Below are 24,909 nucleotides of genomic sequence, written 5' to 3'. Positions count from 1 at the left end.
ACATATCCGAATTGGCTGGCATGTCTGCAAAGACGTACTGGCAACCGAATTTCTTGACGACCATAGAGCATTGGAACCACCTGATCCCATCCCGAACTCAGCAGTGAAACGATGCATCGCCGATGGTAGTGTGGGGTTTCCCCATGTGAGAGTAGGTCATCGTCAAGATTCATTTCGCAAAACCCCTATCTGCGCGAGCAGGTAGGGGTTTTGTCTTTTGCGCGTTCCGACAAGCCCGCTCCCACGGTATTCTGTTCCTACACGGGATCCGTTTGCTGACAATCACGCAAAAATCCTTTGCTCGTCGGCTACCTCACATCGGCGCGTCACAGGTGCGACAATATTGCCGTCACATTAAGTGACTTCCCCGTACCTACCCTGCGTCAAGGCTTAGGTTCGGGGCAATCCTGGCACCCGGACCGAGCGATGCCAGCGTACCGTGCTGCGCATTTCTGGACTTTCACCGTCCTATTACTTGAGGTTAGAAGCAAGATGGCCAAGGCCGCCGATGTCGTTGTGCAATGCCTGGAAAACGAAGGTGTCGAGTATGTGTTCGGCATTCCCGGTGAGGAAAACCTCGACCTGCTCGAGTCCCTGCGCAAGTCGAAGATCAAGCTGGTACTGACCCGCCACGAGCAATCCGCGGGCTTCATGGCCGCCACCTACGGCCGCCTGACCGGCAAGACCGGCGTCAGCCTGTCGACCCTCGGCCCTGGCGCGACCAACCTGGTGACCGCCAGCGCCTATGCCTACCTGGGCGGCATGCCGATGATGATGATCACCGGCCAGAAACCGATCAAGAAGTCCAAGCAGGGCCGTTTCCAGATCATCGACGTGTGCGGCATGATGGACCCCATCACCAAGTACACTCACCAGTTCGCCTCGGCTGACAACATTCCTGCGCGCATGCGTGAAGCCTTCCGCCTGGCGGAAGAAGAGAAGCCGGGCGCCGTGCACCTGGAATTGCCGGAAGACATCGCCGCCGAGCAGACCGACGCCCTGCCGATTCCGCGCAGCCTGCACCGTCGCCCGCTGGCCGAGCACGTGGCCATCGAAGCCGCCGTGCAGAAACTGCAGAACGCCCGCAACCCGATCCTGGTGATCGGTGCCGGCGCCAACCGCAAGATGACCGCCAAGGTCCTCAAGCAACTGATCGACAAGACCGGCATCCCGTTCATCACCACCCAGATGGGTAAAGGTGTGGTCGACGAGCGTCACCCGCGCTTCCTGGGTAACGCTGCGCTGTCCTCCGGTGACTTCGTTCACCGCGCCGTCGAAGCTGCCGACCTGATTGTCAACATCGGCCACGACGTGATCGAGAAGCCACCGTTCTTCATGGTTCGTGGCGGCACCGAAGTGATCCACGTGAGCTTCCGCTCGGCTGAAGTCGATGCCGTGTACTTCCCGCAAGTAGAAGTGATCGGCGACATTGCCAACGCCGTATGGCAGATCAGCGAAGCGCTGACCGATACCAGCCACTGGGACTTTACCCGCCTGATGGCCATCCGCGAAGCGAACGAAGCACAGATCGCCGAAGGCGCCGACGACGACCGCTTCCCGGTCTATCCGCAGCGCATGGTTGCCGACATCCGTCGCGCCCTGCCGTCCGAAGGCATCGTCGCCCTGGACAACGGTATCTACAAGATCTGGTTCGCTCGCAACTACAAGGCCCACAAGCCCAACACCGTGCTACTGGACAACGCCCTGGCGACCATGGGCGCCGGCCTGCCATCGGCCATGGCCTCGCACCTGGTGTACCCGGATCGCCCGGTCATCTCGGTCTGCGGCGACGGCGGCTTCATGATGAACAGCCAGGAGCTGGAAACGGCAGTTCGCCTAGGGATGCACATCACCGTGGTGATCCTGCGTGACGACGGCTACGGCATGATCCGCTGGAAGCAGGCCAACATGGGCTTCACCGATTTCGGCCTGGACTACGGCAACCCGGACTTCGTCAAATACGCCGAAGCCTACGGTGCCAATGGCCACCGCGTGGAAAGCGCCGAAGCCTTCCTGCCGCTGCTCGAGCACTGCATCAAGACCCCTGGCGTGCACGTGATCGACTGCCCGGTCGACTACAGCGAGAACGACCGCATCCTCAACAGCGAGCTGCGTGAGCGCGCGCTGGCGGTCTAAACCGTAGCACCCTCATCGCGGGGCAAGCCCGCTCCCACGCCATCCGCAACCACAGAGCTAATACAGGGCTTGTGGGAACGGGTAGCGTGGGAGCGGGCTTGCCCCGCGATTGCGTCTGTTCTGGCAACGACGCACTCAGCACCGCGATATCCATCTACCACTCACCATCTCCCTGCTCTCGGCATGCTCAGGCCCCCATCGACCTTGAGAACCCGAGACCATGACCATTGGTTCAACGTACAACCATCCCGCCGACCTGGCCGTCGAGCCGCACTCTCCAGTGCTGCCATGGGCCGCACGCTTCCCGAACCCGCCTGACCTGTGTTTCGACTACCGACGCCTCGTCGAACAACAGGACGGTATTGCCCAGGCTTCCCGTCCTGCACATCGCATCTGCATTGTCGGTGCTGGTGTCACCGGCCTTACCGTCGCACGTGAACTGCTGCGCTGTGGTTTTACCCATATCACCCTGGTCGAGCAGGCTCGGCGTATCGGGGGACGTCATCTCACCGTGTCGACCCCAGCTGGCAAGCCGCCGGGATGCACCGCTCCCTTCGAGATGGGCGCCATGCGCATGCCGTTCTTCAACCGAACCGGCGAGCCGCCCAAGGCAGGCCGTTCATTGATGGCTTACTACGCCAACCTGTTTGACCTGCGTCTTTCCGCTTTCCCTAACCCTGGCACGCAGTGGGTCAATGCAACGGGTATCTACCTGCGTGAAGGCCAGCTTGAAGGGGAGGGCGATCCGAAGCTGCTGATCTGGAAGAATCCCGAAGGTCACACTCCACCACCTACCGCGGTACTACAGAGGATTCATGGCAAGTGGCGGCGCTTTGCCGAGCGTTTCGCCGAACAGGTGGCCGCCATTTACGGCACAGAAGGCTGGCTGGCGATGTGGTCGGCAATCGTCGAGCGATATCACAGGCTGTCGTTCCGTGAACTGGTATTGCTGTCGAGCCAGGAGGTTTGGGACCCTAGCAACCCAGGTGATTTCGGCGGCGTTGGCATGGACCGTGACGAATCGGCGATCTTCTATGCAATCGGTATCGGTGATGGCAGTTGGGGCGCCTTCTACGACGTGTGTTGCCTCTATCCGTTGCGTACTGCCATTTTCGGTTTCAGCAGCCATCTGCAGCTTGTGCATGGGCGTGTAGATGAAAGGGGGCGAGTGCTTGCCGCGCCGTATCAGGGTATCGAGACCGTGCCCGACAGCAAAGGCCTGCATTTCCAGGCACCTGCCTATCTGGGGATCGCCGCGTTGGATGAGGCCCTGCTGTTCATGGATATTGCTGGCTTGGGCGAATCCTTGTACAGCCAATGCGTGACGCGTAAGGATGGCCTGCTGACGGACAGCTCTGTTCATGGCCTGGACAAATTGGCCGATGGCCGCATCCGCGTCGATTACCGTTGGCGGCACAGTGATGAAGCCAAGGCTCAGCCGATGAGTGAGGTGTTCGACAGCGTGGTGCTTACCACGCCGTCCTGGTTGATCGAAACAGGGATGCGCCTGGAGGGGTTCTCCCGGAACATGCTGCCACCGGACATTATCGAGGCCTGGAAGCACGCCCATTGGGAGACCAGCTGCAAGGTTTATGCGCCGCTGCGTAAAAGCTTTCTCGACCAGCATCCCCATCTGCCGCAGATCCTGGTCACCGACAGCTTCGTGCACGATGTCTATGCCTACCGTTACAACGATCAGCACAGCCGCGATTGCATCCTGCTCAGCTACACCTGGGAGGACGATGCCACCAAGCTGGCGGCGTATTCAGACGCCGAGTTGGTGGAAAAATGCGTAGCGGAACTCGATCGGATTCTGTTGCGTTGCGCCAACATCGGCGAGCCCATCTCGCCGCACATTGATCTTGGAAATACTCGCATACAAAGATGGATGACAGACGGGAATGCACTTGGCTGTGCGAAATTGTACCGGCCGGGTGCCTATTACGACGCGGTAAGCCTGATGAAGTACAACCGCGAACTGAGTGCCCATTCAGGGCTCTACCTCGCCGGAGAGTCTTTCTCTGTCGATGCAGGCTGGACCGAGCCGTGTCTGCGCACCGCCATCGACACCGTGATCAACCTCTGCAACAACACCGACGCACGTTTCAAGGATGGCTTCAACCTCGAGCACTATCCGCATTATCAGGTGCCTCTACAGGTGCTTTGAAACAACTTTGTAGGAGTGCTCCTCCCCGTATTTTCGCACTCTCCCGCAGTTCCAGAGGATCCTGCTGACTGTCGCTCCACCTGCCATGCCCGTTCTACTGGCGGCCTTCCATAACAACCAGAAAAGGAAGCCGCCATGCAGGAACACACCACCCCCGTCAGCCCCGTACGCATTGCCGTCATCCAGTACGACCCGCAGGTCGGCCTGGACCATTGTGATGGCAACCTGAGCCGTGGTTTGGCCCTGGCCCGCCGCGCCGTGCGTGAAGGGGCGAACCTGATCGTGCTGCCGGAGCTGGCCAACACCGGCTACACCTTCAACTCCCGCGCCGAGGCCTATGCCCACGCCGAGTCGCTGGAGGATGGACGATGCCTGCAGGCCTGGGCGGAGTTCGCCCGTGAGCAGCAGGTGTATCTGGCTGCAGGCTTCGCCGAGCGTGACGGCCTCAAGCTCTTCGACAGCGCCGTGCTGTTCGGCCCGCTGGGGCTGCTCGGGCATTACCGCAAGGCGCACTTGTGGAACCAGGAAAAGCTCTGGTTTACCCCCGGCGACCTGGGCTTCCCGGTTTTTGAAACGCCCATCGGCCGCATCGGCCTGCTGATCTGCTGGGACATCTGGTTCCCGGAGGTGCCACGGCTCATGGCAGCGCAGGGCGCCGACATCATCTGCAGCCTGAACAACTGGGTCTGGACACCGCCGCCGCTGTTCGACGAGGCCGGACGCTGCATGGCCTCGTATCTGACGATAACCGCAGCCCACGTCAACAATGTCTATATCGCCGCCGCCAATCGCATCGGTCGGGAACGGGGCGGGCGCTTCCTCGGTTGTTCGCTGATTGCTGGCACCAACGGCTGGCCCATCGGCGAGGTGGCCGGTGCCGAGGAGGAGTGCATCCTGTATGCCGACGTCGACCTCAGCGCCGCCCGCTCGGCGCCTATCTGGAACAGCCTCAATGACCTGCCGCGTGACCGCCGCACCGACCTCTACGACGCCACCTTGGGTTATCGGCTGCATGCGCCGATGCCACGTTGAGGAGGCGCCATGGAACAGCACCTTTCTTTACCGCGACAACGGTCGTCGTCGCTGATACTCCTGGGCCTCGCGCTGCTTTGCGTTGCCAGCCTGATGTTGGGTGGATGGCCCGATTATGCGCAACTCGTCGCAACCCTCGACCAGCCGCTGAGCAGGCTGCGCTGGATGGTCGGCGATATCAGTGAGGTCGCCTTCTACAAGCACGAGTTGCCGGCACTGGGGCTGCTGCTGGGGGCGAGCCTTGCGCATTGGGCCCAGCAGCGTGGGCATCGCTGGCAGGGCTTCGCCATCTGCTACGGCACTGGGCTGTGGCCCTGGCTGATTATCAGCTCGCTGCTCGGCCTACTGCTCAGCCATGCGTTGTGGGGCTGGACGCTGGACGGTGGTACCTGGCAGCCGACCTTCGTCGCCTTCGTCTCGCTGCCGGCGGCCATGGTCCTGCTGTTTGGCGGCGGTTGGCGCGTCGCGATCAATGGCGCGCTGCTCGGTGCCGTGCTGGTGACGCCGGCCAGCCTGCTGCTGGTCAACTACCTGTGCTACCCGCTGCAGTTGCCGGTGGTGATCGGCAATGTCAGTGGCATGGCCCTGGCCAGTGTGCTGGCGTTCCTGCTGTGCAAACGCTTCCCGGTGCTGGTTCGCGATGGACAGCGCCCTGCGCTCGTAGCGACAGCCAGCCAGCCGGACTATGGCGTGGCCTGGACCCTGCGTCGGGTACTGGCCGATTTCAGCGAAGCGCCGTTCTTTGGCAATGAACTGGCCAGCCTCGGCTTGCTGCTGGGCGTATTGCTGGCTTATGTATTGGCCCCGGCGGCACCGGCCTACGGATCGCAACTGGTGCTGCAGATGGTGGCCGGGCAGGGGTTGGCATCGCTGGTCGGTGTGCTGTTCTGGCGACGGCAATGGAAGGAGCGGGGCTGGTATCCGACCTATATTCCCATCGTGTCGATCGTGCCCGCCGCCGTGCTGACACTGGGTGGCAGCTGGCAGGTGATCATCGCCAGCGCAGTGCTCGGCGCGCTGATCGCGCCACCGCTTGCCGTGGCAATCAGCCAGCGCCTGCCAAGCTACATGCACGGTTATATCGGCAATGTCCTGTCCATGGCCATCAGCACCCTGGGTATCGTGCCCCTGGTTGGTCTGCTTGCGGGAGGTAACCCATGACAGCACCACGTGTTTCCATCGGCAGCCTGGGCGGTACGGTCAGCATGCAATCCGGGGCGCCGGGGCAGGGTGTGACACCCCGGCTCGACTGTGCCGCGCTGTTGAGTGCCCTGCCTCAGTTGCAGCAACTGGCGCAGATCAGCACCGCCACGTTGTGCCTGGTGCCGAGCGCCTCCCTAGCATTCACCGACATGCTGGATGCGCTGGCCTGGGCAAACGCACAAGTGCAAGCCGGGGCCCAGGCCGTGGTGCTTACCCAGGGCACCGATACGCTGGAGGAGACCGCATATTTCCTCGATCTGCTTTGGCCCCATGACATTCCGCTGATCATGACCGGCGCCATGCGCTCGGCCTGCCAGCCGGGCGCAGATGGTCCGGCGAACCTGCTGGCGGCAGTGCAGGTTGCGATAGCCGATGGCAGCCGGGGGCGTGGCGTGCTGGTGGTGATCAACGACCAGATTCACTCGGCCGCCCGGGTACGCAAGACTGCCAGCCTGGCAATGGCGGCCTTCGAATCGCCCGGCGCAGGGGCGTTAGGGGAAGTGGTGGAGGGCTGTCCCATCTATCGTCAGGCTGCCGCGCCACGCTGGGTGTTGCCCCTGCCGGCGCAGGTCGGTCACCAGGTCGTGCTGCTGGAGGCCTGCCTCGATGCCGATACGCGGCTGCTGCGAGCCCTTGGTGGCATGGGCTATTCAGGGCTGGTGGTTGCCGGCTTTGGCGCAGGCCATGTCTGCGAAGCCTGGGCCGAGGCTTTGGAGGACGTCGCAGACACCATGCCAGTGATTATCGCCACCCGCACCGGCAATGGCCCGACAGCCCGGGGAACCTACGGGTTCGTCGGTGGCGAGATCGACCTGCAGGCCCGCGGCCTGCACATGGCCGGCTGGCTTTGCCCGCGCAAATGTCGGCTCTTGTTGTGGCTGCTGGCCGGTAGCGGGCGGCAGGCCGAGCTGGCGCAGTGGCTGCAGCAATAGCCCAATGCCCGTTCCCATGAAGGGAGCGGGCAGGCGTTGCCTATGCTAGGGTGCACGCACATTTACCCAGGACACCCGCCCCATGCTCCCCGCGCTCAGCGAAAAAGAACTCGACCGCCTCGAAGACCTGCTGATCACCTACGGCAACGATTATTCGGTACTCAACCTCGCCGAGCTCAACGGTTTCTTCACTGCGCTGGCCAGCTCCCCCAACACGGTCAACCCTGAGCAATGGCTGCCCTCTGTCGCCGGTGGCAAGGTGCCCAAGTTCAAGAAGCCTGCCCATGAAGAAGCGTATACCGCGCTGATGCTGCGTTATGCCAGCCAGGTGGCCGAAGAGTTGGCCACGGACCTCGAGGACTTCGAGCCGATGTTCGAAGAGGGCGAGAGCGAAGAGGGCCCGACGATCATTCTCGAGGAGTGGTGCTTCGGCTACATGCGCGGCACGCAAGTGGCTGAGTGGAGCGAGCTGCCGCCGGAGCAGGATCGTCTGCTCAAGGCCATTTCGCTGCATGGTCTGGAGGACAACTTCGAGCTGCTCGACTCGATGAGCTTCGATGAGCGCCAGGCCTGTGTACCGCTGGTGGTCGAGGCGGCGCGGGGGTTGTACCAGTACCAGAAACAGCACCGGCATTGAGATCGCAACCGCGGGCGCGTGGGAGCGCCGATGCGGCGACCCGACTTGCCCCGCGATTGTAATTATTCCACTTGCCGAAATACTGGATTGCTTCCAGCACGGATTCTGCTGCCAGCCGATCCCGTGCAGCATGTCCTCCAGCAGCGCCACTCCCGGCGCTGACCTGGAGCCCCGCACATGCCAAGCCCGATCAAGCTCTACAACTTCCCCAAGTCCGGCCACGCCCACCGTATCGAGCTGATGCTGTCACTGCTCGAACTGCCCACCGAACAGGTCTTCGTCGACCTGGCCAAGGGTGAGCACAAGCAACCCGGGTTCCTGGCCATCAACCCCTTCGGCCAGGTGCCGGTGATCGATGACAACGGTATCGTCATCGCCGACTCCAACGCCATCCTCGTCTATCTGGCCAAGGCCTATGGCGGCGAGCGTTGGTTGCCCGAAGATCCGGTCGGCGCCGCCCGTGTGCAGCGCTGGTTGTCGGTGGCGGCAGGCCCTTTGGCCTTCGGCCCGGCCGCGGCACGTCTGGTGACCGTATTCGGCGCCTCGTTCAACACCGACGAAGTGATTGGCCGCGCCCATACCTTGCTCAAGGTGATCGACGCCGAATTGGCCAAGGGCCCGTTCCTGGTAGGTGACCAAGCGACCATCGCTGATATTGCCAACTACTCGTACATCGCCCACGCCCCCGAGGGCAATGTGTCGCTGGAGCCGTACGCCAATGTGCGCGCCTGGCTGGCCCGGATCGAGGCGCTGCCGGGCTTCGTGCCGATGCCACGCACTGTCATCGGTTTGCAGACCACGCTCTGAACCCAGAGGAATGCCGCCATGCGATCGCCCTGGCATGCAGGTGAAAAACGGCTGCAGGAGCAAGTCGGTGTTGCAGAGCGCATGGAGGTGTTCGGCCACAAGGTCATCCGCGACTTCATGCCCGACCAGCATCGCGCGTTCTACCAGCAATTGCCGTTCCTGGTGGCCGGTGCCGTGGATGCTGCTGGCACCCCTTGGGCGACGCTGCTCGAAGGTGCGGAAGGCTTCGTCAGCTCGCCCGATCCCCGGCAACTGCTGATCGGCACCGCGCCTGCCGCTGATGACCCGGCCATGCCGGGCCTGGTGGATGGCGGTGCCATTGGCTTGCTGGGGATCGAGCTGCACACGCGGCGGCGCAATCGCCTCAATGGCCTGATCCGCCGGGCTGGCACCGGCCAGCTGGAGGTGGTGGTCGAGCAATCGTTCGGCAACTGCCCGCAGTACATCCAGCTGCGCGAGTACACCCGCGTCGACGAGCCGCCGCAGGGGCGCCGGGACTCAGTGGCACTCGATACCGAGTCCCGCGCCATGATCGAACACGCCGATACCTTCTTCATCGCCAGTTACGTTGAGCAGGAAAATGGCCAACGTGCCGTGGACGTGTCCCACCGCGGTGGCCGGCCCGGTTTCGTCAGGGTCGAAGGCAATCGCCTGACCATACCCGACTACGCCGGCAACCTGCATTTCAACACCCTCGGCAATCTGCTGGTGAACCCGGTCGCTGGCCTGTTGTTCGTCGACTTCACCACGGGGAATGTGCTGCAGGTTTCCGGGCATACCGAGGTCATTCTCGACAGCCCGCTGATCAGCGCTTTCGAGGGGGCCGAGCGGCTCTGGAACCTGGACATCGAGCAGGTGGTGGTCCGCCCGGCCGCCGTGTCATTGCGCTGGGCCTTCCAGGAATACGCCCCTACCAGCCTGATGACCGGCACCTGGGACGAAGCCGAGCAGCGCCTGAAACAACGTGAGCGCCAGCGCCAATGGCTGACCTGGCGCGTGCTGCGTATCGAGCAGGAAAGCCGCGATATCCGTTCGTTCTACCTGCAACCCGAGGAGGGTAAGGCGGTGCCCTTCGCGCCCGGCCAGCATATCCCCGTGCGCCTGCAGGTTGATGGAGAGGCACCGCTGATCCGCACCTACAGCCTGTCCAGCGCGCCGTCCGATGGCCACCTGCGCATCAGCGTCAAGGCGCAGGGGCCGGCGTCACGCTATCTGCACCAGCAACTGAAGGTGGGCGACCCTTTACAGGTGCGCCTGCCCATGGGCAATTTCACCCTGGATCACACCAGCGACCGGCCCCTCGTGCTGGTCGGTGCTGGTGTCGGTATCACCCCGTTGATCGCCATGCTCCGCGAGCAACTGGCCTTGGGGCTGGGGCGGCGCATCTACCTGTTCCACGGTGGCCGTACGTTGGCCGACCTGCCGTTCCAGCACGAGCTTGCCGAACTCCAGCAACACGCCGGTGGCCTGCTGAGCATTCACCGCGCCCTGAGCCTGCCCGAACCCCAAGCCGTGCAGGGGCGCGACTATGTGTTCGCCAGCCGCCTGGGCATCGAGCAGATCAAGGCCACGCTGCCGCTGGACGACTACGACTTCTATCTCTGTGGCCCGGCCAGTTTCACCCAGGACCTTTACGAAGGCCTGCGCACGGTGCATGTACCGGATACCCGCATCCATGCCGAAGCCTTCGGCCCTTCGACCCTGCGCCGCCATACCGACGAGAACCAGTCCACCCTGCAACAACCGCCGCCCGCCAGCGAACCGGTACCGGTGTACTTTGCCAGCTCAGCCAAGGAAGCGCGCTGGGCGCCTGGTGGCGGTACTTTGCTGGAACTGGCGGAGAGCCGCGGCCTGTCGCCGGACTTCAGTTGCCGCGGTGGCTCCTGCGGCACCTGCAAGACCAAGCTGGTCAGCGGCCAGGTCCACTACCCGAATCCGCCCGCCGAACTGCCCGAAGCCGGTAGCGTGCTGATCTGCTGCGCTATTCCGGCCCAGGCCGAGGACGGTGCGCAAGCTGTGGTGCTGGAGCTCTAGCGTGCGCACAGGGATAATCGCCCCACGACAACGCGTGGGGCGCGGCATGGACCAGATCCACCTGATGAAAGTGTTCGTGGCCGTGGGCGAGCTGGAAAGTTTCGCCGCCGCCGCTCGCCGCCTGGCCATCTCGCCGGCGGCGGTGACCCGCGCCGTCAGCGCCCTGGAGGAACAGCTCGGGGTCAAGCTGCTGCTGCGCACCACCCGCAGCGTGCGCCTGACCGAGGCCGGCGGGCGCTATCTGGAAGACACCCGGCACATCCTCGCCAGCATTATCGAAGCCAACGAAGCCGCCGCCGGCATCAACGCCGCGCCCAAGGGCGACCTGGCGGTGACCGCGCCGATCCTGTTCGGCAAGAAGTTCGTCATGCCCTGCATCGTGCGCTACCTGCAGCAGTACCCCGAGGTGGACGTCTCGGCGTTCTTCCTCGACCGTGTGGTGAACCTGGTGGAGGAGGGCATGGACGTGGCCGTGCGCATCGGCCAGTTGCCCGACTCGGGCCTCAAGGCGCTGCGGGTGGGCAGGATGCGCCGGCTGCTGTGCGCCTCGCCCGAATACCTGGAACGCCATGGCACGCCGCGCCATCCCTCGGAGTTGCAGAAGCACGAGGTCATTGCCGCCGGGACGCTGTCACCCCGCACGGACTGGCGCTTCGGCGCCATCGACGACCCGACGCTGATTCGCATGAAGCCGCGCCTGACCGTGACCAGCAACGACGCCGCCATCGCCGCGGCCAGTGCCGGGCTGGGGATCGCCCGGCTGCTGTCGTACCAGGTGGCGGACGAAGTGGCGGCCGGGCGCTTGCAGGTGATTCTGGCCGAATACGAGGAGGCGCCGTGGCCGATCCATATCCTGCATCGCGAGAGCAAATATGGTTCGACCAAGGTGCGGACCTTTATCGATATGTTGGCTGAGCACTTGCGTAGCCAGGCGCATCTGGCGTGATTCCGGAACCTGGGGCTGCTGCGCAGCGGCCCCAAGTACCTCAAGCTCAATCAAGGCCTTGAAAGGCCAGCGCACTCCGCCAGCACCCTCAACCCGCCCATCACCTGCGGCGTAATCACCCGCCCCAGGCACACCCGCAACCCAGTGCCACATTCCCCATCGGCAAAGAACATCCCGCTGGCGCCCACATTGCAGCCACGCTCCGCGGCAAGCCGTTGCAGCGCCAGCATGTCTGTCCCTCGCGGTAATTCGACCCAGTGGATGAAGCCGCCCCGAGGCGCCACATAGCGCGTCCCCGCCGGAAATACCGAGCGCACCAGCGTCTCCACCACTCCGGCCTGCGCCGCCAGCCGCCCACGCAGTTTCGCGCAGTGCTCGTCCATGTACCCCCGCCCGATGAATTCATCCAGCACCCGCTGCGCCAGGCTCGATACCGCCAGGTTGCGCGAAAACATCTGGGCCAGGATCGCATCCCGGTACCGTCCGGCCACGCACCAGCCCACCCGGTACCCCGGCGCCACGGTCTTGGAGAACGACGAGCAATAGATCGTCTGCCCGGTCACGTCGTAGTGCTTGATCGCCCTGGGGCGCTGCGCCTCGTCCACCAGGTCGAAGAAGATGTCGTCCTCGATGATCGGCACATCCGCCGCCTGCGCCAGCTGTGAGAGCCGTGCTCGCGCCGTGTCGGGCATGATGAAGCCCCGGGGGTTCTGCAGCGTCGGGTTGAGGAACACCACATCGACCTTCCCGCGCTTCAGGGCCCACTCCAGGTGTTCGAGGTCCATGCCGCTGTCGGCGTGGGTGCGAATGGGCAGGGCGCGCATCCCCAGGCGTTCGATGGTCTGCAGGATGCCGTAGTAGGTGGGTGTCTCGATGGCCACCGTGGCGCCCGGCCGGGCGACGGCTTCGAGGGCCAGTTCCAGCGCCACGGTGTCGCCTGAGGTCACCAGGATATCGTCCGGCCCGCAGGCCACGCCGCGTTGCAGCATCAGCCCGGCGATACGCCTGCGCAGCGAGGCCAGGCCGGGTGGCGCGATCAGCCCGGCCAGCGCCAGATCAGCCTTGCTCGCCAGTGATGCCAGGCATCTGCTCAGCAGCACCTGGGGGGCAAGTTCGTCATGCAGCACTGCCGAGCTCAGCGAAAGCGTGGTGTTGCTGGCCGCCTGGGCGAGCATGGCGACCACCGCGTGGTCGACGTTGACGGTGACGCTGGCCAGGTCGAACCCCTGCACCTGGGCCGTGCCTTTGGCGACGAAATAGCCTACCCGTGGCCTGGCCTGCACATAGGCATTGGCCTCCAGCTCCGCCAGGGCCCGTTGCACGGTGGCGATGCTGCTGTCGAACAGCCGCGCCAGCTCGCGCACCGAGGGCAATTGCATGCCGCTGGGCCATTCACCGCTGTCGATCTGGCGCAGCAGCCAGGCGTTGACGGTGTGCCAGCGCTTGTCGGGCTTGGGAATGCGGTCCATGGGGGCTCTTTGTGGCGTCAGGTTCAGGCCCCCGAAAGGTAGAGCAAAACCACGCCGGTTGCAGCCACGGTGACAATGTTCAGCACGACCAGGGCAAAACCGAAGCGGATCAGCCCGTGCTCCTCGTCGCGGTTGGCACCGGCTAGCCCGATGATCAGCGCCAGGATCGACAACGAGCCCAGCGCGCCGTGCCCGGCGGCACTGTTGGCCATGGCGGCCAGCCACGCACCATGGCTGTCGGACAATGCCGCGATGGCGGGCATCACCAAGGTGGTACCGCCGACATTGGAACTGGTGACATAGCCGGCCAGCCCTGCCAGCAACGACACCGTCGCGGCCAGCGATACGCCGGACAGCGACTGCAAGGCCCGTTGCGCCTCGACCAGGAAGCCCGCCTTGACCATCACCTGGGAGAGCAGCAGGAACAGGAAGATCGTCGCCACCGGAAACCGTGCGCGGGTGAACAGTGCCCGCCACGGGAAGCCGCCGCCCTGGCGTGCGGCCATCGCCAGCACCACCAGCAGCAGCGCCAGCCCCGGCGAGGCCAGTGGCTTCCACGCTACATTGGCGCCGTGTACCACCCACCCGCCGTCCCAGCCCGAGACCAGGAACAGCCCACGCGAGGCGACGATCACCCCCAGCAACGCCAGGTACGGCCACGCTGCCCGTGGCCAGTGCACCAAGGTTCCTCGCCGCGCCCAGGACAGCGCCAGGCCCGTGCAGGCCACCGCCAGCCCGGCCAGCACCCCCGACGCCTCGGGCCCGATCCAGCGGTTGGCCGTATACAGCACTGTGCTGAACAGCAGCGAGATCGCCGCCAGCCCTAGCCATGCCTTGAGGCTGCGGATCCCCGCCAAGGCCAGTGCCACGGCGGCCAGGTAGAGAAACACCGGTGCGCTGACCAGCGCCGAATGGCTGCCCAGTTCCTGCGCCGGTACATGGGCCAGCAGCGCGCCGATCACCGTGGCCAGCCCAAGGGTGCCCCACGGCATCACCGCCATCCCCGCCAACGCCATCTTCATGCCCGTCTGGCGCGAAAATAGCCCCATCAGCAATGGCACGGTAGCGATCAGCGACACCCCGAACCCGGTCATCGCTTCCAGCAGCGGCGCCAGGCCCAGGACGATGAAGATCACCTGCATCGGTGGCGTCCAGCCCAGCTCCCGTACCCAGGCCCCGATAGCCTGCGGGGCGCCGGCGCGCTCGACCAGAATGGCAAAGGCCAGGCCCGGGACGATCACGCCGGCGGTGCTGAGAAACAGGATCAGCGTGTCTTGCAGGATCGCGCCGGACACCGCCGTCGACAGCGGCTGCGCGACGCCCAGGCCCCACAGCAGCAAGACACCGGCCACGCCGGCCAGCGCGGCCTGCACGGGGGGGCGGCGCAGCAGCAGGATCAGGGTGATCACCAGGCCTATGGGGGACATTTGCAGCAGCAGGGCAGCCATGATGCGGGTTCCTTTAGCCATCCGGGGAGTGTGGAAGGGATGGTGGAGGGAAGGGAGAGACGGCAATAGATACAGGGGGTGGGGGTTTTTCAATACAGACCCGGGCTTGTGGCGTTGGAGCCACCTGTTTGCACCTCCTTTCACGCCAATGCCTGGATTTCTGGGCACTGACTGCGATATTGGCCGTTAATGCCTGCAATCCGAGGCATTGGGTGGATCGGGCATTCTGGTTACATTCCGCATGGGTTTTGACCGTACTGCTTACACGCAGCGTGGTTATCTGGCCAAACCTGCCAGCACCTTCTCCAGTTTCACCACCGCCTCCCTCATCTCAGGGGGCGTCAGTGCCGCAAACCCCATCAGCAAGCCGGCATCGTTCCTCGGCTGCGCATACAAGCTGCCCAGCCCCAGCAGATCGATCCCCGCCCCGCGTGCCGCCCTGACCACAGCGTCTTCCGCCAAGTCCTGAACGAAATGGCAGGGCATCTGCAGCCCACCCACCGGCACTTGCGGGCGCAGGAACGCCCCCAGGTGCCGCTGCACCAGGTCTGCCAGCACGTCGCGTCGCTCGGCATAGAGGCTGCGCATGGCCCGCACATGGGCGTTGAAGTGGCCGTCTTCCATGAACCGGGCCAGGGTCAGCTGGGCGACGGACGCGTTGTGGCCATCCTGCAACGTTCGCGCGGCGGTCATTGGCGCGACGAGCTGGGGCGGCAGCAGCAGGTAGCCGATGCGCAGCCCGGCGCCCAGCGACTTGGTGAAGGTGCCGATGTACAGCGTGCGCGCGTGCGAATCCAGGCCCTGCACGCAGGCGGTGGGGCGGCCGGCGTAGTGGAATTCGCTGTCGTAGTCGTCCTCGATGATCCACGCCTGCTGCAGGCGCGCCCAGTCGATGGCCAGCAGGCGCCGGTCCAGCGACAGGGTGGCGCCGGTCGGGTATTGGTGCGAAGGCGTGAGGAACAGCGCCCGGGCATCCGGCGCTAGCTGGGCCATGCCATCCACCTGCAAGCCGTGCGCGTCCACCGGCACCGGCACGCCTTGCAGCCCGGCGGCGCTGATGGCCTTGCGGGTGCCCTGGTACAGCGGGTCCTCGACCAGTACCCGGTCGCCTGCGTCCATGAGCACCTGGGCGCACAGGCCCAGGGCCTGCTGCGAGCTGGTGAGGATCAGGATACGGTCAGCGGATGCCTGCGCGCCGCGTTCGAGGTTGAGGTAGTCGGCGATTGCGCTGCGCAAGGCGAGCATGCCCTGTGGCTCGCTGTGTTCCAGGGCACGGGTGCCGTATTCCTTGTACACCTGCCGCTCCAGCTTCTCCCAGACGGCCAGGGGGAAATGCCGGGTTTCCGCCACGCCCGGGGCGAAGGGGCGGGGTGATTGGAAGTTGTGAACGCCACCGCTGTGCAATAGCGCTTCACCTCGGCGGCTCAACTGCACCGGGGCCTCGCTGTGTGCCGGTCGCTGGCGCTTGCGCGACGGCAGGCAGCGGGCCCGTTGCGACACGAAGCTGCCGCTGCCCACGCGCCGCTCGATAAAGCCCTCGGCGTGCAACTGGCTGTAGGCCGACTCCACGGTATCCCTTGAAACCCCCAGCGAACTGGCCAGCGACCGCGATGCCGGCAGCGGCTTGCCGACCGGCAGGGCACCCTCAAGGATCAATTGGCGGATGGCCCGCTGGATGCGCACGTGCCGCGCCAGTGCGCTATGGGCGGGATCCGTTAGCCAGGCTTTTACAGATTCCAGCTGGGCGTGTTTGAACATTGGCCTGGGTCCTTGGCGGGTGGATTCGACAGATGCCTGCCTATCCTGGGACGGATCGCGCCCCTGAAAATGGTCTGGCAACTACCGAATAATTGGCAGGTAAAAACCAGCCATTTATCCGCTATAAAACCCAGGTCCGCAAGCAATCACCAAGGAAGGCAAGCGCTACGGGCAGGCCGGCCCCCTCACTCATTCAGCTGTGTTGTCCAAAAGGGGTTTGAACAATGACCACCACCCAACTGCCCGTTTTCGTACGCCAAGTGAAGCAAGCCGACCTGCAGCCATGGTCCGACTACTGGGCGCAATACCAGGCTTTCTATCAAGTCGACCTGGGCCCTGCCATCACCGAGCGCACCTGGGCGCGCTTCTTCGACCCGGCCGAGCCCATGCACTGCGCCGTGGCTACCGACGGCGAGCAAATCTTCGGCTTCGTTCACTACGTGTTCCACCGCTCGACCTGGGGGCGCAATGATTTCTGCTATCTGGAAGACCTGTTCGTGTCGCCGAGTGCGCGGGGGAGGATGATCGGCAAGCGGCTGATCGAGTTCGTCCAGGACCAGGCCCGGCAGCAGCGGTGCGACCGGTTGTACTGGCATACCCAGGAGACCAACAAGACTGCGCAGCGGTTGTATGACTGGATTGCCGAGAAGCCGGGGGTGATCGAGTACCGGATGCCGTTGGAGGTTGCTCACTAAGTCCAATCTGAGCTGATTAGGGCGTGAGAGCAGGCTTGCCCCGCGAAGATGGCACCGGCTGCGGGGTGTAAGCCCCTGCAGCGCCGCTCCCACGCCCCAGTCATCAGAAATCTTCCTTCGAAATCTGCCCTGCGTCTTAAGGTACTGTCAGACTATTCAGGAAGAAGAACCCCTCCCTTGCAGAGGAATTCTTAAACCAATCTCGCACGACAGTCGGGATGGGTTGAAGGGGCAATTACTACGCTGGCTTCATGCTTCCAGTACTTTGCTCACATATGCATCCAGGAACCAATCCGGCATTTCATCCTGATGGAATTCGAGTGCCGTGCCATCGGTTATCTCAGCCAAAAAAATCGATTCGTCACCGGTGTTATCGAAAATGTAGGCTCGGTTGGTGGCCGCAATGGCTTCTGGCAGCAGTGCCAAGGTACGAGCGTAGCGCTGGACGATTTTGTCCTTAGGTACGTCGTGTCCGCCGTCTTCGACCCTGTTAGCCACCCTCAGGATATTGATCTGGGGTGAGTTGGTTGCGACGAAGTACAGGTAGGTTCGATAACCCAGTTGTCGGGCCTCATTCATGAACCTCACCTTTTCGGCCGACGACATGACGGTCTCGAAGGTGAAACTGGCTCTACGCTCGAGTAGTTCATGCCGGATGAAGTCCGCAATGACCGAGGCGTAGTAGGAGTTCATGGTGATAGCGCGAAGGTCTATGCACTGCCCACTAAGCTCTACTGTCGCTACGGTGTGCTGTAGCTGCGCCTTGATCAGCAAGGGGTGATTAGCCAGGAAGGTAGTCAGCTTCTGGAGGGGCGGGCTGATATCGAATTCGGCCAGATTGATGCAGCCGGTTGCACGCGCAGCTTTTTCCAAGTCATCTGCATTGATGTAGGTATTTATCAGGCCTGCCGGGATCTGATCCTTGATGGTGCTTTTGCCGGAGCCGTTGGGCCCGGCAAAAACCCGCAGTTTAGGCGCGCCCATCGATCTTGCGAACAGTAAGGACCTGGCCTTTCTGGACCTTGCGACGTGGCCTGGATTCGACCAACACCTCAACCTGCCCGTCAGCGTGGGTTGCTACGATTCGATCCTGTTCGACGGTGACCACGGTGTGCCCTGCTGCGACAGCGCGGAAGTAGGCAAGGCGCGTCGCAGCAGCTGCCATTTCTGGAATCTGGCTTTCCAAATTTTCGAGGGCTGCGTCGCTGAGCTGCTTTTTCTGAACGGTTGCCATGGGTTCTCCTGGGCCAGTCAGGTGCGAATACGCGATGCGTGCCATTGTAGCGCTGCCAAGCGTTACCAAACAGGGGCGCGAGGTGTCTTCTTGGCAAAAACTATGAGCGCATCGCTCTGCATCGGATCGTTGTGGTTGCGCATGCCTTCGATGTCGCAAGACTCATGATCCGCTCTAAACTCATCAATGGTCTTGCCCTCGACCACGTGACTGGCCTGTTCCAGTCCGGCACATCGATGCCCTTTGTGGCGAGGGCAAGCCCTTCTTCTGCCATTACCGCTGTGTGGACTGGACATGTAGTTGCCGAACTCGACCAAGATAAGGTAAGCGTACTTGGTTTCCAGTAACTTTTTGGTGGTTAAGAAAGATGGCTTATCTATTGTTTTGTAGCAAATGACGCTCAGCAAAGCTGAGCGTCCATCAGTTGAAGATATTTCTTCTCGAATTGTTTAAGAAGGTAATTGCCTTCTTTGTTTTCTGATGCATTTTCGGAAGAGTTTTTCTATGTCCGATTTTGTAGGTTTTTTGCTTCTGAGAGTTTGAGAAATTTTGCAGATTTTGTTATTTCGAAATCGTCAAGCATGAGCATGCTTTAATACCCCGATTAACATCTACTGGTAATCTTTTTTGTTCTGATATATTAGGTTTGCACCGTAGGCCACGATGACTAGGGGGATAAACCATCTCACGTCTTTGCTGATTAATCCGAACTGTTCTGCTAGTAATGCAAATCCAACGATAACAATTAAAACACCCCAGATGAGGTTAGGGTAAGCGCTTTGAGATTTTTCAGACATATAAGCTCCGGATTATTTAGGGCTACTCACCTGCTATCGCCAAGAGCTAGCAGGTGAGTGCCGAGTAGTGGGGTCTACGAAACAGTTAGCGATTGCTATCAGGAGTGCGCTCGACCTGTACCCACGTATTCCCCGACTTGGACGTAGGAGGCAACGATGTTTTATCGGGTACTGTTGCGTAGTTATCTTTCAGTCCTCCCCGAGGACCTTGCTCTTGAAAGATGCCGCCATTTTTTCCGGTGTTTTCACCGGGCTTCTTACCGTTAGCCATGGAATTTTCTCCAGCTTAGATATGAGCCCGATCAGAGGGGCGTATGAAATTACATCAGAGGCTTGCTGGCTGCTAAACCTACGTGTAGAATCTTACGCCTCCTTGTTCCGATCAGTGACTCGGGGGCTTCTGAAGGGTAGGCCTGAGAAACTTAGCCCTTACAGAAGATTGCAAAGGCTCAACCCGTAAGGGTTGAGCTTTTTTATTTCAGAGTAATATGTTAAGTGGCCATTATATAAAGGTCAATACTTGGATCCAACTTATTGCGGCAGAGTGAGCCTATTTCAACTCACTCTACCGTTAGCCTTAATCCCAGCTCAACGCCCCACCAGTCTGATACTCAATCACGCGAGTCTCAAAGAAGTTCTTCTCCTTCTTCAAGTCCATGATCTCGCTCATCCAAGGGAACGGGTTAGTAGTCCCGGGATACTCTTCCTTCAGACCAATCTGGGTCAGTCGACGGTTGGCAATAAACTTGAGGTAATCCTCCATCATCGCCGCGTTCATGCCCAGCACCCCGCGTGGCATGGTGTCACGGGCGTATTCGATCTCCAGCTGGGTACCCTGCAGAATCATCTGGGTAGCCTCTTCCTTCATTGCGGCATCCCACAGGTGCGGGTTTTCGATCTTGATCTGGTTGATCACGTCGATGCCGAAGTTCAGGTGCATAGACTCGTCACGCAGGATGTACTGGAACTGCTCGGCGACGCCGGTCATCTTGTTGCGGCGGCCCATCGACAGGATCTGGGTGAAACCGCAGTAGAAGAAGATGCCTTCCAGTACGCAGTAGTAGGCGATCAGGTTGCGCAGCAGCTCTTTATCGGTCTCGACGGTGCCGGTGTTGAACTCCGGGTCCGAGATGGCGCGGGTGTACTTCAGGCCCCAGGCTGCCTTTTTAGCGACCGACGGGATCTCGTGGTACATGTTGAAGATCTCGCCTTCATCCATGCCCAGCGACTCGATGCAGTACTGGTAGGCGTGGGTGTGGATCGCCTCTTCGAAGGCCTGGCGCAGGATGTACTGGCGGCACTCGGGGTTGGTGATCAGGCGGTACACGGCCAGGGCCAGGTTGTTGGCAACCAGCGAGTCGGCGGTGGAGAAGAAGCCGAGGTTGCGCATCACGATGCGGCGCTCGTCTTCGGTCAGGCCGTCCATGCTCTTCCACAGGGCGATGTCGGCGGTCATGTTGACCTCTTGCGGCATCCAGTGGTTGGCGCAGCCGTCGAGGTACTTCTGCCAGGCCCAGTCGTACTTGAACGGGACCAGCTGGTTGAGGTCGGCGCGGCAGTTGATCATGCGCTTTTCGTCAACGGCGACGCGGGCCGAGGAACCTTCCAGCTCGGCCAGGCCTTCGGCGATGTCCAGGGCGTCCAGCGCAGCCTTGGCGCGCTTGACGGCGTCGGAGTCGGCGGCGGTGGCAGCACGGGCTTCCAGGGCGGCGGCACCGCCGGCGCTGTCGAGCTTGTCGAGGGTGGTGGTGGTAGCGGCCTGTGCGGCGGTGTTGCCCTTGGCGGCGACTTCGCCGTCTTCTTTGTCGAATTCGTCCCAGCTCAGCATGGTGAGATCTCCTGCTTGAGGGCCATCAATGAGTATGGCCGGTGGATCTTGGTTGCGGTGCGGTGCACGCAAATCTGGAATGCCCGGGGGAGGGCTGACCGGGGCGTTGGGCCCCGGCTTGTTATGTCTGGCTGTGGGGAGGTGCTGGCAGTGCCGGCCTCATCGCTGGCAAGCCAGCTCCCACAGGGTTCTGCGCAGCCCTTATTGGCAGGCTTCGCAATCCGGCTCGTCGATGGCGCAGGCCTTCGGTACCGGGGCTGGGCCTGCGGCCTGGACCGGGGCGCTGTCGCCGCCGCTCGACACGGCGTTGAGCTTGCCGGTGTTGATGGTCGACTTCTCGGTGCTGGTCGCGGCCAGGGCACGGAGGTAGTAGGTGGTCTTCAGACCACGGTACCAGGCCATGCGGTAGGTCACGTCGAGCTTCTTGCCCGAAGCGCCGGCGATGTACAGGTTCAGCGACTGGGCCTGGTCGATCCACTTCTGGCGACGGGAGGCGGCATCGACGATCCACTTGGTCTCGACTTCGAACGCGGTGGCGTACAGGTCTTTCAGCTCTTGCGGGATACGCTCGATCTGCTGCACGGAACCGTCGTAGTACTTCAGGTCGTTGATCATCACCGAGTCCCACAGGCCGCGGGCCTTCAGGTCGCGGACCAGGTACGGGTTGATCACGGTGAACTCGCCCGACAGGTTCGATTTCACGTACAGGTTCTGGTAGGTCGGCTCGATGGACTGCGACACGCCGGTGATGTTGGCGATGGTCGCGGTCGGCGCGATGGCCATGATGTTCGAGTTACGAATACCTTTTTGTACACGCTCGCGCACCGGTGCCCAGTCCAGGCTCTCGGTCAGGTCGACGTCGATGTACTTCTGGCCACGGGCCTCGATCAGGATCTGCTGGCTGTCCAGCGGCAGGATGCCCTTGGACCACAGCGAACCCTGGAAGGTCTCGTAGGCGCCGCGCTCGTCGGCCAGGTCGCAGGAAGCCTGGATCGCGTAGTAGCTGACCGCTTCCATCGACTTGTCGGCGAACTCGACGGCAGCATCGGAGCCGTACGGGATGTGCTGCAGGTACAGCGCGTCCTGGAAGCCCATGATGCCCAGGCCGACAGGGCGGTGCTTGAAGTTCGAGTTACGCGCTTGCGGCACCGAGTAGTAGTTGATGTCGATCACGTTGTCGAGCATGCGCACGGCGGTGTTCACGGTGCGTTGCAGCTTGGCGGTATCCAGCTTGCCATCATTGATGTGGTTCGGCAGGTTGATCGAGCCCAGGTTGCAGACCGCGATCTCATCCTTGTTGGTGTTCAGGGTGATCTCGGTGCACAGGTTCGAGCTGTGGACCACGCCCACGTGCTGCTGCGGCGAACGCAGGTTGCACGGGTCCTTGAAGGTCAGCCACGGGTGGCCGGTCTCGAACAGCATCGACAGCATCTTGCGCCACAGGTCTTTGGCCTGGATGGTCTTGAACACCTTGATCTTGTTGTACTCGGTCAGGGCTTCGTAGTACTCGTAGCGCTCTTCGAAGGCCTTGCCGGTCAGGTCGTGCAGATCAGGCACTTCCGATGGCGAGAACAGGGTCCACTTGCCGTCATCGAAGACGCGCTTCATGAACAGGTCAGGGATCCAGTTGGCGGTGTTCATGTCGTGGGTACGACGGCGGTCATCACCGGTGTTCTTGCGCAGCTCGATGAATTCTTCGATGTCGAGGTGCCAAGTTTCCAGGTAGGCACACACGGCGCCCTTGCGCTTGCCACCCTGGTTCACGGCGACGGCGGTGTCGTTGACCACTTTCAGGAACGGCACGACGCCTTGCGACTTGCCGTTGGTGCCCTTGATGTACGAGCCCAGTGCACGCACCGGAGTCCAGTCGTTGCCCAGGCCACCGGCGAATTTCGACAGCATGGCGTTGTCGTGGATCGCGTGGTAGATGCCCGACAGGTCGTCCGGCACGGTGGTCAGGTAGCAGCTCGACAGCTGCGGGCGCAGGGTGCCGGCGTTGAACAGGGTCGGGGTCGAGGCCATGTAGTCGAAGGACGACAACAGGTTGTAGAACTCGATCGCACGGGCTTCTTTGTCTTTCTCTTCCAGCGCCAGGCCCATGGCCACGCGCATGAAGAACACCTGCGGCAGCTCGAAGCGCACGCCATCCTTGTGGATGAAGTAGCGGTCGTACAGGGTCTGCAGGCCCAGGTAGGTGAACTGCTGGTCGCGCTCGTGGTTGATCGCCTTGCCCATGCGCTCCAGGTCGTAGCCTTTCAGGGCTGGGTCGAGCAGTTCGAACTCGACGCCTTTCTCGACGTAGGCCGGCAGGGCCTTGGCGTACAGGTCGGCCATCTCGTGGTGGGTGGCGCTGTCGGCGACGTTCAGGAAGCCCAGGCCTTCGGCGCGCAGGGTGTCCATCAGCAGGCGGGCGGTGACGAACGAGTAGTTCGGCTCACGCTCGACCAGGGTACGGGCGGTCATCACCAGGGCGGTGTTGACGTCTTTCAGGGCGACGCCGTCGTACAGGTTCTTCAGGGTTTCGCGCTGGATCAGCTCGCCATCGACTTCGGCCAGGCCTTCGCAGGCTTCGCTGATGATGGTGTTCAGGCGCGCCATGTCCAGCGGCGCCAAGCTGCCGTCGGCCAGGGTGATGCGGATGCTTGGGTGCGGCTCGACCACGGCGTCGGCGTTGCTGCGGGTGGCGCGCTCTTTTGCACGCTGGTCGCGGTAGATCACGTAGTCGCGGGCGACTTTCTGCTCGCCGGCGCGCATCAGGGCCAGTTCGACCTGGTCCTGGATCTCTTCGATGTGGATGGTGCCACCCGATGGCATGCGACGCTTGAACGTGGCGGTGACCTGCTCGGTCAGGCGCGCGACGGTGTCGTGGATGCGCGACGAGGCGGCGGCGGTGCCGCCTTCAACTGCGAGGAACGCCTTGGTGATGGCAACGGTGATCTTGTCGTCGGTGTAGGGGACGACAGTGCCGTTACGCTTGATCACGCGCAGTTGGCCAGGGGCGGTGGCGGCCAGATCCTGGTTCGAATCGGCGGCCTGAGGCGCCTTGGCCTGCGGGTTCTCGCGAGTTGTGTCGGTTTGCATGGGTGGGTGTCTCCACAGTTTCTAGTTTGTTCAGGCGCCGTTGTCGGGCGCCACCGTTCCGTCCACTTGCTCGATGGCCCGGGCGGGGATGCGCGTGAAGCACACGCATCCGCCCGCTCGGGCTTACCGACTTCGGGACAGACTCAGGAATTAGGGGCAGTAACCTGCCGCTCCCTGGCCGAAGTCAAAGGTTCTGGGCGTACCCAAAATCTGTTGCTGATGAGTGCGGGCCTTGCCTGCAACACTCATACCCGAACAAGGCCGTCTGCGGCTTGCCTCGGTCGCCCTCCGCAGGAGCGGTTTGGCTGTTGAAATCACCTTAAGTTCAGCCAGAAAATTCGCTTGAATTTGCCTGTTGACTTGTGTTTGTGATTTTGCGCAAAACCCAATATCTAGTGGTTCGTTGCGATAGGGATACAAGATAATGCGGTCCAGGGGGCTTTGCAAGGTCGGCGCCTGTGGATAACTTGTGGGTACTTTGTGAGTCATCCGTGGGTATTCGCTGTAGGCCTTGCCCCAAGAGGTTTGCACTATTTTTTGCCTGTGCTAAGCCGCCGCGAAGATTTTTTAGGGCGCGCACCCTATCACAAAAAACGGTTCAGTCGAGGGCTGTTTGCGGTGGTTGGCAGGGGTGGGGGCGGGACGTAGTATCCGGGGCTGATGTTGCGCTTTGGTGAAAGGGAATACCCGTAGGATCAGGCATTT

19 protein-coding genes and 1 rRNA gene are annotated in these 24,909 nt (G+C 62.3%); 11 read left to right on the top strand and 9 right to left on the bottom strand.

All coding sequences use genetic code 11. From position 1 onward, the window contains the following. Positions 1 to 52: 52 nt before the first annotated feature. The 10 genes from rrf to ACQ4OD_RS23855 all read left to right on the top strand — a co-directional run bounded on the left by rrf (position 53) and on the right by ACQ4OD_RS23855 (position 11,894). Positions 53 to 168 (top strand): 5S ribosomal RNA (gene rrf, locus ACQ4OD_RS23900). Positions 169 to 492: 324 nt separating this feature from the next. Further along, positions 493 to 2,136, top strand: a complete 1,644-nt coding sequence (locus ACQ4OD_RS23895; RefSeq protein ID WP_102685196.1) for an acetolactate synthase large subunit — start codon at positions 493 to 495, stop codon at positions 2,134 to 2,136. 220 nt (positions 2,137 to 2,356) lie between these two features. Beyond that, a complete protein-coding gene (locus ACQ4OD_RS23890; protein WP_430945050.1) occupies positions 2,357 to 4,303 on the top strand; it encodes a flavin monoamine oxidase family protein in 1,947 nt (648 codons plus the stop codon). Positions 4,304 to 4,438: 135 nt separating this feature from the next. Next, entirely contained in the window at positions 4,439 to 5,335 is an 897-nt protein-coding gene (locus ACQ4OD_RS23885; protein ID WP_102685195.1) for a nitrilase family protein, read from the top strand. Between the two features lie 93 nt (positions 5,336 to 5,428). Further along, complete coding sequence (locus tag ACQ4OD_RS23880) at positions 5,429 to 6,496, top strand: hypothetical protein (protein WP_232968190.1); 1,068 nt, start codon at positions 5,429 to 5,431, stop codon at positions 6,494 to 6,496. After that, positions 6,493 to 7,470 (top strand): asparaginase, encoded by a 978-nt coding sequence (locus ACQ4OD_RS23875; RefSeq protein ID WP_102685193.1) that lies wholly within the window; start codon positions 6,493 to 6,495, stop codon positions 7,468 to 7,470. The genes ACQ4OD_RS23880 and ACQ4OD_RS23875 overlap by 4 nt, the downstream gene beginning before the upstream one ends. Before the next feature lie 82 nt (positions 7,471 to 7,552). After that, complete coding sequence (locus tag ACQ4OD_RS23870; RefSeq protein ID WP_139673639.1) at positions 7,553 to 8,107, top strand: UPF0149 family protein; 555 nt, start codon at positions 7,553 to 7,555, stop codon at positions 8,105 to 8,107. Between the two features lie 177 nt (positions 8,108 to 8,284). Beyond that, on the top strand, positions 8,285 to 8,914 hold the full coding sequence (locus tag ACQ4OD_RS23865; RefSeq protein WP_430945049.1) for a glutathione S-transferase family protein: 630 nt from the start codon (positions 8,285 to 8,287) through the stop codon (positions 8,912 to 8,914). Between the two features lie 18 nt (positions 8,915 to 8,932). Next, on the top strand, positions 8,933 to 10,948 hold the full coding sequence (locus ACQ4OD_RS23860; RefSeq protein WP_430945048.1) for a pyridoxamine 5'-phosphate oxidase family protein: 2,016 nt from the start codon (positions 8,933 to 8,935) through the stop codon (positions 10,946 to 10,948). Positions 10,949 to 10,994: 46 nt separating this feature from the next. Then, on the top strand, positions 10,995 to 11,894 hold the full coding sequence (locus tag ACQ4OD_RS23855; RefSeq protein WP_430945047.1) for a LysR family transcriptional regulator: 900 nt from the start codon (positions 10,995 to 10,997) through the stop codon (positions 11,892 to 11,894). Between the two features lie 50 nt (positions 11,895 to 11,944). Here ACQ4OD_RS23855 and ACQ4OD_RS23850 read toward each other — a convergent pair whose 3' ends face one another. The 3 genes from ACQ4OD_RS23850 to ACQ4OD_RS23840 form a co-directional block, all read right to left on the bottom strand. Beyond that, the gene (locus ACQ4OD_RS23850; RefSeq protein WP_430945046.1) at positions 11,945 to 13,363 is read right to left on the bottom strand and encodes a PLP-dependent aminotransferase family protein; all 1,419 of its coding nucleotides are present in this window, start codon (positions 13,361 to 13,363) and stop codon (positions 11,945 to 11,947) included. A 23-nt stretch (positions 13,364 to 13,386) separates the two neighbouring features. After that, positions 13,387 to 14,811, bottom strand: coding sequence for a transporter (locus ACQ4OD_RS23845; protein ID WP_430945045.1), 1,425 nt, complete (start codon positions 14,809 to 14,811; stop codon positions 13,387 to 13,389). 276 nt (positions 14,812 to 15,087) lie between these two features. Next, the gene (locus tag ACQ4OD_RS23840; protein ID WP_430945044.1) at positions 15,088 to 16,569 is read right to left on the bottom strand and encodes a PLP-dependent aminotransferase family protein; all 1,482 of its coding nucleotides are present in this window, start codon (positions 16,567 to 16,569) and stop codon (positions 15,088 to 15,090) included. 224 nt (positions 16,570 to 16,793) lie between these two features. Between ACQ4OD_RS23840 and ACQ4OD_RS23835 the strand changes: the two genes are divergently transcribed. After that, positions 16,794 to 17,264, top strand: coding sequence for a GNAT family N-acetyltransferase (locus ACQ4OD_RS23835; RefSeq protein WP_430945043.1), 471 nt, complete (start codon positions 16,794 to 16,796; stop codon positions 17,262 to 17,264). Between the two features lie 249 nt (positions 17,265 to 17,513). Here the strand turns inward: ACQ4OD_RS23835 and ACQ4OD_RS23830 are convergent, their stop codons facing one another. The 6 genes from ACQ4OD_RS23830 to ACQ4OD_RS23805 form a co-directional block, all read right to left on the bottom strand. Beyond that, on the bottom strand, positions 17,514 to 18,248 hold the full coding sequence (locus tag ACQ4OD_RS23830) for a zeta toxin family protein (protein ID WP_198755687.1): 735 nt from the start codon (positions 18,246 to 18,248) through the stop codon (positions 17,514 to 17,516). Then, positions 18,235 to 18,498, bottom strand: coding sequence for a hypothetical protein (locus ACQ4OD_RS23825; RefSeq protein ID WP_110701203.1), 264 nt, complete (start codon positions 18,496 to 18,498; stop codon positions 18,235 to 18,237). The genes ACQ4OD_RS23830 and ACQ4OD_RS23825 overlap by 14 nt, the downstream gene beginning before the upstream one ends. Positions 18,499 to 18,560: 62 nt before the next feature. Beyond that, a complete protein-coding gene (locus tag ACQ4OD_RS23820) occupies positions 18,561 to 18,905 on the bottom strand; it encodes a hypothetical protein (RefSeq protein ID WP_430945042.1) in 345 nt (114 codons plus the stop codon). 204 nt (positions 18,906 to 19,109) lie between these two features. Then, complete coding sequence (locus tag ACQ4OD_RS23815; RefSeq protein ID WP_430945041.1) at positions 19,110 to 19,295, bottom strand: LiaF transmembrane domain-containing protein; 186 nt, start codon at positions 19,293 to 19,295, stop codon at positions 19,110 to 19,112. Between the two features lie 577 nt (positions 19,296 to 19,872). After that, a complete protein-coding gene (locus ACQ4OD_RS23810) occupies positions 19,873 to 21,123 on the bottom strand; it encodes a ribonucleotide-diphosphate reductase subunit beta (protein WP_430945040.1) in 1,251 nt (416 codons plus the stop codon). 201 nt (positions 21,124 to 21,324) lie between these two features. Then, the gene (locus ACQ4OD_RS23805; protein WP_111532578.1) at positions 21,325 to 24,204 is read right to left on the bottom strand and encodes a ribonucleoside-diphosphate reductase subunit alpha; all 2,880 of its coding nucleotides are present in this window, start codon (positions 24,202 to 24,204) and stop codon (positions 21,325 to 21,327) included. Between the last annotated feature and the right edge of the window lie 705 nt (positions 24,205 to 24,909).

The organism is Pseudomonas sp. WC1 (assembly GCF_050586565.1).
Taxonomy (GTDB): Bacteria; Pseudomonadota; Gammaproteobacteria; order Pseudomonadales; family Pseudomonadaceae; genus Aquipseudomonas.
This window is presented reverse-complemented; position numbering and strand designations above follow the sequence as displayed.

What these genes read in the sequence shown, in the direction of transcription:
- ACQ4OD_RS23895 (WP_102685196.1), top strand. Translation starts at nt 493, where the DNA reads ATGGCCAAGGCCGCCGATGTCGTTGTGCAATGCCTGGAAAACGAAGGT.
- ACQ4OD_RS23890 (WP_430945050.1), top strand. Translation starts at nt 2,357, where the DNA reads ATGACCATTGGTTCAACGTACAACCATCCCGCCGACCTGGCCGTCGAG.
- ACQ4OD_RS23885 (WP_102685195.1), top strand. Translation starts at nt 4,439, where the DNA reads ATGCAGGAACACACCACCCCCGTCAGCCCCGTACGCATTGCCGTCATC.
- ACQ4OD_RS23880 (WP_232968190.1), top strand. Translation starts at nt 5,429, where the DNA reads ATGTTGGGTGGATGGCCCGATTATGCGCAACTCGTCGCAACCCTCGAC.
- ACQ4OD_RS23875 (WP_102685193.1), top strand. Translation starts at nt 6,493, where the DNA reads ATGACAGCACCACGTGTTTCCATCGGCAGCCTGGGCGGTACGGTCAGC.
- ACQ4OD_RS23870 (WP_139673639.1), top strand. Translation starts at nt 7,553, where the DNA reads ATGCTCCCCGCGCTCAGCGAAAAAGAACTCGACCGCCTCGAAGACCTG.
- ACQ4OD_RS23865 (WP_430945049.1), top strand. Translation starts at nt 8,285, where the DNA reads ATGCCAAGCCCGATCAAGCTCTACAACTTCCCCAAGTCCGGCCACGCC.
- ACQ4OD_RS23860 (WP_430945048.1), top strand. Translation starts at nt 8,933, where the DNA reads ATGCGATCGCCCTGGCATGCAGGTGAAAAACGGCTGCAGGAGCAAGTC.
- ACQ4OD_RS23855 (WP_430945047.1), top strand. Translation starts at nt 10,995, where the DNA reads ATGGACCAGATCCACCTGATGAAAGTGTTCGTGGCCGTGGGCGAGCTG.
- ACQ4OD_RS23850 (WP_430945046.1), bottom strand. Translation starts at nt 13,363, where the DNA reads ATGGACCGCATTCCCAAGCCCGACAAGCGCTGGCACACCGTCAACGCC.
- ACQ4OD_RS23845 (WP_430945045.1), bottom strand. Translation starts at nt 14,811, where the DNA reads ATGGCTGCCCTGCTGCTGCAAATGTCCCCCATAGGCCTGGTGATCACC.
- ACQ4OD_RS23840 (WP_430945044.1), bottom strand. Translation starts at nt 16,569, where the DNA reads ATGTTCAAACACGCCCAGCTGGAATCTGTAAAAGCCTGGCTAACGGAT.
- ACQ4OD_RS23835 (WP_430945043.1), top strand. Translation starts at nt 16,794, where the DNA reads ATGACCACCACCCAACTGCCCGTTTTCGTACGCCAAGTGAAGCAAGCC.
- ACQ4OD_RS23830 (WP_198755687.1), bottom strand. Translation starts at nt 18,248, where the DNA reads ATGGGCGCGCCTAAACTGCGGGTTTTTGCCGGGCCCAACGGCTCCGGC.
- ACQ4OD_RS23825 (WP_110701203.1), bottom strand. Translation starts at nt 18,498, where the DNA reads ATGGCAACCGTTCAGAAAAAGCAGCTCAGCGACGCAGCCCTCGAAAAT.
- ACQ4OD_RS23815 (WP_430945041.1), bottom strand. Translation starts at nt 19,295, where the DNA reads ATGTCTGAAAAATCTCAAAGCGCTTACCCTAACCTCATCTGGGGTGTT.
- ACQ4OD_RS23810 (WP_430945040.1), bottom strand. Translation starts at nt 21,123, where the DNA reads ATGCTGAGCTGGGACGAATTCGACAAAGAAGACGGCGAAGTCGCCGCC.
- ACQ4OD_RS23805 (WP_111532578.1), bottom strand. Translation starts at nt 24,204, where the DNA reads ATGCAAACCGACACAACTCGCGAGAACCCGCAGGCCAAGGCGCCTCAG.